7 protein-coding genes and 2 pseudogenes are annotated in these 6,956 nt (G+C 61.8%); 5 read left to right on the forward strand and 4 right to left on the reverse strand.

The genetic code is table 11. The annotated features are described in order from the left end of the window. The 3 genes and pseudogenes from ENZ75_RS15640 to ENZ75_RS15650 form a co-directional block, all read left to right on the forward strand. A pseudogene (locus ENZ75_RS15640) lies at window positions 1–169 on the forward strand (TOBE-like domain-containing protein); the annotation flags it as partial. Window positions 170–537: 368 nt separating this feature from the next. Next, window positions 538–1,524 carry a sulfate ABC transporter substrate-binding protein gene (locus tag ENZ75_RS15645; RefSeq protein ID WP_013530872.1) on the forward strand — a complete coding sequence of 329 codons (987 nt, stop codon included), beginning with the start codon at window positions 538–540 and terminating at the stop codon, window positions 1,522–1,524. Between the two features lie 256 nt (window positions 1,525–1,780). After that, window positions 1,781–2,230, forward strand: coding sequence for an Rrf2 family transcriptional regulator (locus ENZ75_RS15650; RefSeq protein WP_013530871.1), 450 nt, complete (start codon window positions 1,781–1,783; stop codon window positions 2,228–2,230). A 114-nt stretch (window positions 2,231–2,344) separates the two neighbouring features. On the opposite strand, the gene ENZ75_RS15655 is transcribed toward ENZ75_RS15650, so the two are convergent. Continuing rightward, window positions 2,345–3,214, reverse strand: coding sequence for an NmrA family NAD(P)-binding protein (locus ENZ75_RS15655; protein WP_027160686.1), 870 nt, complete (start codon window positions 3,212–3,214; stop codon window positions 2,345–2,347). A gap of 43 nt (window positions 3,215–3,257) precedes the next feature. Further along, the gene (locus tag ENZ75_RS15660; protein ID WP_024501529.1) at window positions 3,258–3,680 is read right to left on the reverse strand and encodes a DoxX family protein; all 423 of its coding nucleotides are present in this window, start codon (window positions 3,678–3,680) and stop codon (window positions 3,258–3,260) included. Between the two features lie 73 nt (window positions 3,681–3,753). On the opposite strand from ENZ75_RS15660, the gene ENZ75_RS15665 reads away from it, so the two are divergent. Both ENZ75_RS15665 and ENZ75_RS15670 read left to right on the forward strand, forming a co-directional pair. Further along, a complete protein-coding gene (locus ENZ75_RS15665) occupies window positions 3,754–4,704 on the forward strand; it encodes a LysR family transcriptional regulator (RefSeq protein ID WP_244514315.1) in 951 nt (316 codons plus the stop codon). A 164-nt stretch (window positions 4,705–4,868) separates the two neighbouring features. Beyond that, window positions 4,869–6,020 carry a hypothetical protein gene (locus ENZ75_RS15670; protein WP_063168515.1) on the forward strand — a complete coding sequence of 384 codons (1,152 nt, stop codon included), beginning with the start codon at window positions 4,869–4,871 and terminating at the stop codon, window positions 6,018–6,020. Here the strand turns inward: ENZ75_RS15670 and ENZ75_RS15675 are convergent. Next, window positions 6,015–6,560: a gluconokinase gene (locus tag ENZ75_RS15675; protein WP_027160689.1), complete on the reverse strand. Its 546-nt coding sequence runs from the start codon at window positions 6,558–6,560 to the stop codon at window positions 6,015–6,017. The genes ENZ75_RS15670 and ENZ75_RS15675 overlap by 6 nt on opposite strands. A 2-nt stretch (window positions 6,561–6,562) precedes the next feature. After that, a pseudogene (locus ENZ75_RS15680) lies at window positions 6,563–6,956 on the reverse strand (ABC transporter permease); the annotation flags it as partial.

Here is a 6,956-nt window from a genome sequence, read left to right on the forward strand (position 1 = left end):
CCGGCACGGTCGCCGCCAGCCGGCGCGTGCCGGCACGCGCCGGGTCGAGCTTGAAATCGGTGGTGAGCGTCAGCGGGTCGAAATCGAGTTGCCGGTCGATCATCCCGCGGCGCAAAAAAGCCGGGTGGCGTTCCGCCCCGGCCGCTGGAAGCTTTTTCCGGCGGCTTGATTCTCGGCTCAAGCGCTACGCCAACCGGTTTTCGACCTTCAGATTCCTGATCCGGGTGAACTCTCCCGTGTTGGGCTGCGGTTGTTGCGAAACAGCTTCGCCTCCTTGGGCGGCGTTGAATGACGGTTCTGGGGCATGGCGGCAGCTCTTTGTATATGCCTTTTGTATATGCCATGCAGCACCGCAAACAAGGCGCAGAAAAACTCCGACGAAGGTAGCCATCTCCTGGAACAGAATTCCAACAGGTGCCAACTTAGGCGATATATTTTCCCACGACGAGGCCGCGAACCGAGAGCGCATGCCTCGTCGCGCATGATACGTCACGGCTATGGTCCGACCATCAACGCATTGCATCGGAGCCTGTTTTCATGAAACGATTTTTCCTCGGGCTTGCCACCGTCGCCGGCCTGTTCCTTGCATCCTCCCAAGCCTGGTCGGCCGACAAACTGCTCAACGCATCCTATGATGTCGGCCGCGAACTGTTCGTGCAGGTCAACAAGGCTTTCATCGCCCAGCATCCGGGCGTCACCGTCGACCAGTCGCATGCCGGCACTTCGGCGCAGGCACGCGCCATCGCCGAGGGTCTTGGCGCCGACGTTGTTACCTTCAACCAGGTCATCGACATCGACTTCCTGGTCAAGAAGGGCCTCGTCTCGGCCGACTGGCAGAAGGATTTCCCTGACAATGCCTCGCCCTTCTATTCTCTGCCTTCGTTCCTTGTCCGCGCGGGCAACCCCAAGCACATCAAGGACTGGAACGATCTCGTGCGCGACGACGTGCAGGTGATCTTCCCAAACCCGAAAACATCCGGCAATGCGCGCTACACCTATCTGGCGGCCACCGCCTACGCCAAGGAAGCCTTCAAGGGCGATGACGCCAAGGTGAAAGAGTTCATCACCAAGCTGTTCAACAACGTGCCGATCTTCGACACCGGCGGCCGCGCCGCGACCACCACCTTCGTGCAGCGCGAGATCGGTGATGTGCTGATCACCTTCGAGTCGGAGACGCGCGGCATCCGCAAGGAGTATGGCGACGACAAGTTCGAGCAGGTTACGCCTTCGGTCAGCCTGCTGGCCGAATTCCCGGTCGCCATCGTCGACAAGGTTGCCGACGATCACGGCACGCGCGATCTGGCCAAGACCTATCTCGACTTCCTCTACACACCGGAGGGCCAGGACATCGCCGCCCGCAACGGCCTCAGAGCCCGCGACGCCGCTGTGGCGGCGAAATACAAGGCTGATTTCCCCGATGTCCGGCTGCTGACGGTGGAAGACGTTTTCGGCGGCTGGGACAAGGTGCAGAAAGAGCATTTCGCCGCCGGCGGCCTGCTCGACCAGACCTACGGCAGCCGCTGAGGCAGCGATACCTGCACAGCAGACGAAAAAGCCGGCGCGCTGCCGGCTTTTTTCGTTTTTGAACGCCGATAACCTGGTTATCAGCGGAATATCCGCGTTCTCAGTGCAAAACGTTACAAAGAATCAACGCGTTTATGCCTAACGTGCAATTTGGTGGCTGTTTCGCGAAACATCATCGCGCGGCGAAGACGTCATTATTTGCACACAAACAGTCGCCAGATGCGAGTGGTTGGGGCTTTTATGGGTTGATCTGGGCATGCTGACAAAAAAAGGCAAATACGGCCTCAAGGCCCTCGTGCATCTGTCTGGCCTGCCGGCCGGCCAATTGGCCTTCGTCAATGACATCGCTGTGGCCAACAACATCCCGAAGAAATTCCTCGATGCCATCCTGGGCGAATTGCGCAATGCCGGCTTCGTCCAGAGCCGCAAAGGCAAGGAAGGCGGCTACCGCCTTGCCCGGCCGGCCTCCGAAATCAAGATCGGCCATGTCGTGCGCGTGCTTGACGGGCCGCTGGCGCCAATCCCTTGCGCCAGCCGCACGCAGTATCAACGCTGCGAGGATTGCGACGAGGCGACCTGCCAGGTCCGCCACATGATGCTGGAGGTGCGGCAGGCAATCGCCGAAGTGCTGGATAATCGCAGCCTCGCCGCCATGCGCGATGCCGACAATGACGATTTTCCGGTCGAGCTGACGTCGCAGATCTAAACCACCGACTTCAAGCTGATCGCGTTCAGATAGAGATTCCTGCATTGAAGGAGAGGTTCTCCAAATCTCGGGTTGCGAAGCTCGAAATCACGGAGAACCTCATGCAGTTTTGGCCTATCCGTTCACGTTAGACGCAGCCTCGAATACAGCGCGTGCGGACGTCGTACCCGCTACGTGCTCCGTACCCGCCACACCGAGGTCCATCCATCCCGCATTCACGGCCTCGAACATTTCTTCGGCGGGTCCGGAGTGACCCTTCGGGATGCCGAATTGCTCGAACGCTTCCGCCCACCCCGCACGCGGAATTGCAAAGGCTTTCACGGCGAGATTCAGGACTTCACCCAACTGCTCGGCGACTTCATCCGCGGTGACCATCGAACCGATCTCGACGATGCGCTGCCCTGACCACGTCGACCCGGTCAAAAGGGTTGCGACCTCTGCGCCGATGTCGTTCGTCGCAACCATGGTCGATTTCCGGTTTGTCGGATTGTAGTAGACCGGTAGCATTCCGCCCTGCGCGACCTGCAAGCCGTAGAGGAAATTTTCGAAGAATCCCCCCGCGCGCACAAATGCGGTTGGTGATGTCAGGCCGCGAAACCCTTGCTCCAGAAGCGACAAGGCCGCGATCACCCCGTGCCCGCTTGTTCTGTTCGCACCCATCGACGAAAGCGCGACCACTCGCGGCGGCGCTGCCTTGGTCAGAGCCTCGACATAGCTAGCAATCACGCTCCTCGCTTCTTTGTAATCGGGCGACGGCGCCCAGACAGGGGGCAACATGACGAACGCGCCTTCGACGCCTTTGAGGGCTCGCTCGATGGCTGCCGAATCATTCCAGTCGCCGTCTACCAGTTCCACGCCCTGGTTCGCCCAATTGGCCGCCTTGTCGCGGTTGCGGACGAGTGCGCGTACCTCCTTGCCGTGCGCCAGCAGATGCTCTGCCGTTGCGCCGCCAACTTTTCCCGTGATTCCCATTACTAGGAACATGTGTTTTCTCCTGATGTCGGGGGACAGAGCTGCCCCTGTTGGTTCAATGGATGAGCGGCAGAATGGCCCGGATACGGGGATCGCGGAGATAGAGGCCGCCCCAGGTCATCGCGCCCAGAAACAGGGAGATGATTTCCGGCGGCGACCCCAACTCACCGATGCGGAGATGGGCGCAGATGGCACCTCCCAAAAAGCCCGTCACCAGGATCGCGCCGAGGACGGCGGTGACCGGGATGGCGTAGAGGATGGCGCAGGCGAGGATGATCGGACCCACGACACGGGTCAGGTCCATCGCAAACCCGGTTTCCTGCAACATGCTGGCGATCTGTGCCGGCGCGAAAAGCTGAACAGTGCCATCTGCCGTCAGGGCGATGACGACAAACGCGCTCATGATCCGGCCGGCCCACAGGGCGCGATGCAAGGTCATAATTTCCGGTGTCTGATGCAGGTTCACAGTTTCGGACACTTGTCATTCTCCGATGGGGAGATCCCATATTCGAAGCTTACTGTGCCTCTCAAATGTGATAAATGCCGAGAAAATGAACCAACTGTTCTCTTTTTGGGAAACAATCCGAGGCACGAAAATGCAGAATCTCGAACCCATCCTCATTTTCACAACGGTCGCGGAAATGGGGAGCTTCACCCGCGCGGCCGATAGCCTGGGCATCCAAAAGGGGAGAGCCTCAACGGCGGTCCGCAAGCTGGAAGAAGATGTGGGTGTCAGGCTTCTGCACCGGACGACGCGCAGCGTGCGGTTGACGGAGGACGGACGCGCATTTCATGCCCGCGCCCGCGATCTGCTTGCTGAAGTCGATGATCTGCACTCGATGTTCGCAGGCGACCGCGTGGCACTTCGCGGCCGTTTGCGGGTCGACCTTCCGACCGAAGTGGCGCGCACAACGATCGTACCGGCTTTGCCGGATTTCATGGCGGCTCACCCCGAGTTGGAGCTGGAGGTGTCGAGTACGGATCGGCAAGTCGATCTGGTTCAAGAGGGGTTCGATTGTGTATTGCGGCTTGGACCCATTCGCGACGAGACCCTGATTGCCCGCCCGTTGGGCCTGTTGCGCATGGCCAACGCAGCCAGTCCCGCCTATCTGGCGCGCCATGGCGTGCCTCGATCGCTGGAAGATCTCCAGCGTCAGGAACATAGGGCAATTCATTTTTCGACGCTGCTGGGCGCGCGACCCTATGGATGGGAATATCCGGACGGCGACAGCTACGCGACGCTTCAGTTGCCAGGTGCGCTACACGTCAACAGCGCACAGACCTACGAAGCAGCGGCCCTCGCCGGCCTCGGCCTGATCCAGGCGCCACTCTTGGGCATTGGCCGATACTTGGGGAGTGGAGCGCTTGTCGAGATCCTACCCGATTTTCGTCGCCGGCCGCTCGCCGTGTCCCTCGTCGTCGCACATCGGAGCAATCTATCGCGCCGGGTCCGCGCGTTCATGAAATGGATCGAAGATGTGCTGACGCCATATATGGAATAGCGATACGACTATCTTCGTCCGGCCCTCGAAATCAACACTTCGTAAGCGGCGCGCTTGTCTCAAGTCTAGGGCAAGCGAAATTTGCAGAAGTCTTGAGCGCGGACATGACCTTGCACGGCCCAAGCCGACGCAGTAAAGCGGGGTTCGAAGAACGGGCTGGACCGATGAGGCTGTGGTGGTTAGAAAAATCCCGCAAGGCCGCCCGCAAGCTGCCGTCGGCAGCCAGTTTCCGCACTGAAATCATCGCAGACGTCTTCGTCCCGGAACGGGCGGAGGATGTACGCTTCTTCAGCCGCAAGCTGGTTCGCCCTGGCCGGCTTCGCCGCTTTTCCAACAAGGATCTTCGCGAAGGCCTGCTGTCTATCTTCTATCTCGTGGTGGCGGCGGCACTGCCGGTGCGGTGGTGGGCGCCGATCTGCGGCCGCGTATCGAGGTTTCGCCTCAAGCGCCATATGCGCAAGGAATTCCCGGCCTACGCTGCCGCCACGCTCGCGGTGCTGGGCGATGGTATCGATGCACGCAAGCTGTTCGAGGGATTGCTGGCAGCGCGCCACCGCCGCCGCTTGCAGCTCGCCGCACATCTGGTGGCCGGCCGCTGGTCGCCGACGATCCGGCTGGAGGGGTTGGCGGGGCTGCGGTCGGCCTTGCAGCGCGGCCACGGCGCCATCCTCTGGTGCGATCAGTTCACCGCCCAGACCATCATCGGCAAGCGCGCGCTGTACGAGGCCGGTATCGAAGCGCATCAGGTGAGCGTCAACACCCACGGTATTTCCGAATCGGCGTTCGGCTTGCGTTTCCTCAATCCGCCGCTGATCGATGTCGAAAACCGGTTCCTGAAAAGCCGGGTCGTCTTTGGCCGCGACGACACCTATCAAGTCACCATCCGCATCCAGAAGATCCTGAAGCAGAATGGCGTGGTGACGATGACCAACACCGTCCATGCCGGCACGAGCTTCACCGAGGCAGCCATGGGCGAAAGCGGCTGGACGCATCTCGCCTCGGCACCGGCGAATTTCGCCGCCAGGGGCAGGACCGCCCTGTTTGCCATGTCGACCTTCGAAGTGGTTCCCTTCATCGAATACCGGGCCGTGCTCAGCCCCGAGCTGACGCCGGAGGCATCTGTCAGCCCGGCAACGGACATGGCCAGGGATGGCGCCAAGAACATGACTGTGCAGGCGCACTACATCCTGCTCAAGCGCGACCGCCTGCTGGAAGCGCTGAAGCTCTACCCCGAGCAGATGCTGACGTGGTCCCGCCGGCAGCGGCTGACCGAGGCCTCGGACAGCATCGGCATCGGAATGGATGAAGGCTCATGACCGGCGTATCAGACGGACCGCGGCGGCGACGAGCTCACCGACCGGGCGTGTGGCATTGAGTTTCGAGGCGCGCTCATCCGCAGCCGGCGGCTCGAGGATGGCGAACTGGCTGTCGACCAGGCTCGCCGGCATGAAGTGGCCCTTGCGGCTGCCGACGCGCTGCCTGGCCGTACCAGGGTCGATCTCCAGATAGAGGAAGACGATTTCCGGGCAGAAGCCGCTCAGCCGGTCGCGGTAGCTGCGCTTCAGCGCCGAGCAGGCGGCGACCACGCCGTTGCCCTGCCCCACCGACGCGGCGATGCGCTCGCCGATCGCGTTGAGCCAGCCTTCGCGCAGCTGATCGGTAAGCGGCTCGCCGCTTGCCATGCGTGCGACGTTTTCCGGAGGATGCAGCCTGTCGCCCTCGATAAAGGTAACGCCCAGAGCGGCGGCAAGCCCAACGCCCACCGCCGACTTGCCGCAGCCGGCGACGCCCATAACCACGATGGCCGGCACCGAGCCGGGGGCGCTCGTCGGCGCCTGTGCTGCCGCTTCGTCCACTGTCAGCGGCTTGCCGGCGCGCGGCCGTAGAGCAGCAGCATGGCGACGATGACGACACCGTAGATGATCTGCCGCCCCGCCTCCGGCATCTGCATGACCGACAAGATGGATTGCAGCAAAGTGATGAGGATGACACCGGCGACAGTGCCGAGATAGGAGCCGCGCCCACCCAAGATCGAGGTGCCGCCAAGCACCACCGCGGCGATCGACGGCAGCAGATAAGCGTCGCCCATCGACTGCGCCGCCTTGGAGGCATAGCCGGCCAGAAGCACGCCGCCGAAAGCCGAGAGCCCACCGGAGACGGCGAAGGCGATCATCACCACGCGCCTTGTGTCGATGCCGGAGAGATAGGCCGCGCGCTCGCGGTTGCCGATGCCGTAGACGGTGCGGCCGAAG

Origin of the sequence: Mesorhizobium sp. M7A.F.Ca.CA.002.04.1.1 (genome assembly GCF_004022805.1) — a bacterium.
GTDB lineage: Bacteria > Pseudomonadota > Alphaproteobacteria > Rhizobiales > Rhizobiaceae > Mesorhizobium > Mesorhizobium ciceri.